Raw genomic sequence first — 2,620 nt, forward strand, 5'->3', positions numbered from 1 at the left:
TGTCGGACGGCGAATTGAGGGAGAAGCAAACAGCGAATTATTTTTCCGACATTTATCCCATTGACTGCGCAGTGCTGTCTGCAAATGCACAATCCTACCCAAAATGCTGCACGTTGTTGGCGGTATTGCTTTCCGCCTGAAATGCAAAAGGCCATGGATCCCATCATGAGATCCACAGCCCATATGAAACATTTAGTTTCTCCCCTGCTTGTCGGCCAGGGTCGGAAGATGGACCAGCCCGGTAGCAACGGTCACGGCATCCACCTTCCGTATCAGATGGCTGAGCCGTTCCTCATTCCAGAAGATATCAGAAAAATCAGAAAGCTCACAGCCAATATCGTGGTTCGGGATGCACAGATAGTTCCCATATTTATGCCGTCCGGCGAGGATGTGGAAGTAAGTCCCCCGCCCATCGATCTCGGCTTCATACCATCCGGGGCCCCTGCCCAGTAAGATGAGCCTTCCTGTCCAGGTCTCCCTGCGGGAGCCGTGCCTGAGGATACAGTTGTATTCCATAGCAGCACCCCCTATCCGAGGTTCTGGCTGCTGACGGAGGCGAGGATGACTTCTGTGTCGATCACCTTCTTCTCCATCTGCGCCCCAAGCGTCAGGGCATTGGTCATCAGGTTGTCCACCAGGCGGGGGCTCCCCTGGGAGTGGCTGTGGACGGCGGAAAGGGCAGCCTGCTCAATGATGGAGGAAGAGCCTCCCGCACAGGCGATCTTGTGGAGCACGTACTGCGCCACCTCCGAATCGGAAAGCCCGGAGAAGTTGTAATGCACGGTGACCCTCTGGCGCAGGGCCTCATGGACAGGCTTTTTCAGGGTGCTGTTCAGGTGGGGCTCCCCGCAGAGGATGAGCGTGAAGCAGTTGAGGGAGTCATATCCGTAGTTCATGAGCATCTTGATGTCCTCCAGGATGCCGGTGGAGAGGTACTGTGCCTCATCGACCGCCAGGAGGAGGGGCTGCTTCTTGTCCCTGTAAAGGTAGAGGATCTGCTCCTGCACGGCGCGGAACATGCCGGGCTTGCCGCCCCTTGGCTCCACCCCCAGGACAGAGCAGAGCTGGCGGTAGAACTCCATGACGCTGACGGTGGAGAGGCAGATGTACTCCATGTGGTAGAGGTTTGGGTTGAGGCTCTTTGCAAAGCAGCGCAGGGCGAAGGACTTGCCCATGCCTGGCCGTGCGGTAAAAAGCCCGATGCCTCTTGTGTCCTTGAGGTAGTCCAGCCGGGACGTCATCTCCGAGATGTCCTTTGAGAGGAACCGGTCCTTTTCTTTGGCGTTCTGTTTGTCAAAGGGATTGAAGGAAAGCCCATAGTAAGAACGGAACATCAGCCCTCACCTCCGATCCTTGAATAATCGATGGATGGCGTGTTGTTGCGTTTCGTCCTGCAGTTCTCGTTTTTATCCGTAGGCCGGATGGGGTAATGCTCCCCCTCATAAAGGATGAAGGCGGAGGACATGTCGTCCGGAAGGAAACGGATCTCCACCTTTGAGGAGATGAACTGCATGGGGACGTCATAGGACACCTTGTCAATGGAGACGGTGGAGTCCTTGTTCACCTTTCTGGTGATACGGTTCAGGAAACACTCTTCCAGCCATTCCCTGGACTTGGGCATGCGGATGGCGGAACGGGCCTGCTGGTAGCGTTCCATGGGCGTGGTGCCGATGCCGGAATGGACGGATGTATTGTAGGTGCGCATATAGTCCTTAAGCAGCCTGTTGAACTGTGCCAGCGTGGTGATGGAATCCAGATCCAGCGTATAGAGCCAAGTCTCCTTGAGCGTTCTGAACTGGCGTTCTATTTTGGCTTTGGAAGCACCATCACGAATTTTTGTGTGTAAAAGTACGGTGCCGATGGAGCCGCAGATGAGGGAAAGCTGCTCATTCGAGTAACTGCAGCCATTATCGACATAGAGCTTCGCCGGGATTCCATGGGCTGCCACAGCGTCCTTCAACACCTTCTGGAAGTTATAGGCATTATCGTTATAGAAGAGGCCGCCGCCCACCAGAAAACGGGAATGGTCATCAATAATCATGATGCAGTAGACTCTCCTGCGCTGGCCATCCTCCGTGATATAAGGCAGGTAACAGGTATCTGCCTGCCACATCTTCCCAAAGGCGTCTTCCTCAAACGCCTTCCTGTCCCGCATGCCGGGGTTGCGTGCTGATTTCAGGTCATGTTTCTTCACGAAGCGCTGGACGGCGCAGACGCTGACTGTGGCAGGGATGAAGGCTTCTTCAACGAGGTGCCGGTGGATCTGTGTAGAGTTCAGCCGTGGGAAGGCCTCCTTGAGGCGGTAGATCTCCTCGATGGCCGTGTCCGGGAGCACCCGGGTGGAGCCCTTATCGGAACGCTCCTGCGGCATGAGGGCGTCGATGCCGCCGTTCTGGTAGAGGGACACCCATTTGCTGAGGGTCTTTGGGCTGTACTGGAATACAGAACCGTCAGGCAGGGTGAGCGGTTTTTCGGTGATACGCTGGTAGTAGGCGTTCCTGGACGCATCCGGATAAAGGCCATGGATGACCGGCGCTATGAGAGCGAGGCGGAACTGTGCCATGGCGGCTGCGTTCGAAAGGTTTTTGGGATTGTTGTCCATAAAAATGTCCTCCTTAGG

General features: G+C 55.6%; 3 protein-coding genes. All 3 read right to left on the minus strand.

Annotated elements, in window-relative coordinates; all coding sequences use genetic code 11:
- Positions 1-192: 192 nt before the first annotated feature.
- From E5329_RS28840 to E5329_RS28850, 3 genes are read right to left on the minus strand one after another with little or no spacing between them, the layout of a single operon-like run.
- Positions 193-516 (minus strand): DUF6618 family protein, encoded by a 324-nt coding sequence (locus tag E5329_RS28840; RefSeq protein ID WP_135992541.1) that lies wholly within the window; start codon positions 514-516, stop codon positions 193-195.
- Between the two features lie 11 nt (positions 517-527).
- Entirely contained in the window at positions 528-1,334 is an 807-nt protein-coding gene (locus E5329_RS28845; protein WP_135992542.1) for an ExeA family protein, read from the minus strand.
- Positions 1,334-2,602 carry a DDE-type integrase/transposase/recombinase gene (locus E5329_RS28850; RefSeq protein WP_135992543.1) on the minus strand — a complete coding sequence of 423 codons (1,269 nt, stop codon included), beginning with the start codon at positions 2,600-2,602 and terminating at the stop codon, positions 1,334-1,336. Before E5329_RS28850 ends, E5329_RS28845 begins: the two co-directional genes overlap by 1 nt.
- Between the last annotated feature and the right edge of the window lie 18 nt (positions 2,603-2,620).

It is taken from the genome of Petralouisia muris (assembly GCF_004793545.1).
In the GTDB taxonomy this organism is placed as follows: Bacteria; Bacillota; Clostridia; order Lachnospirales; family Lachnospiraceae; genus Petralouisia; species Petralouisia muris.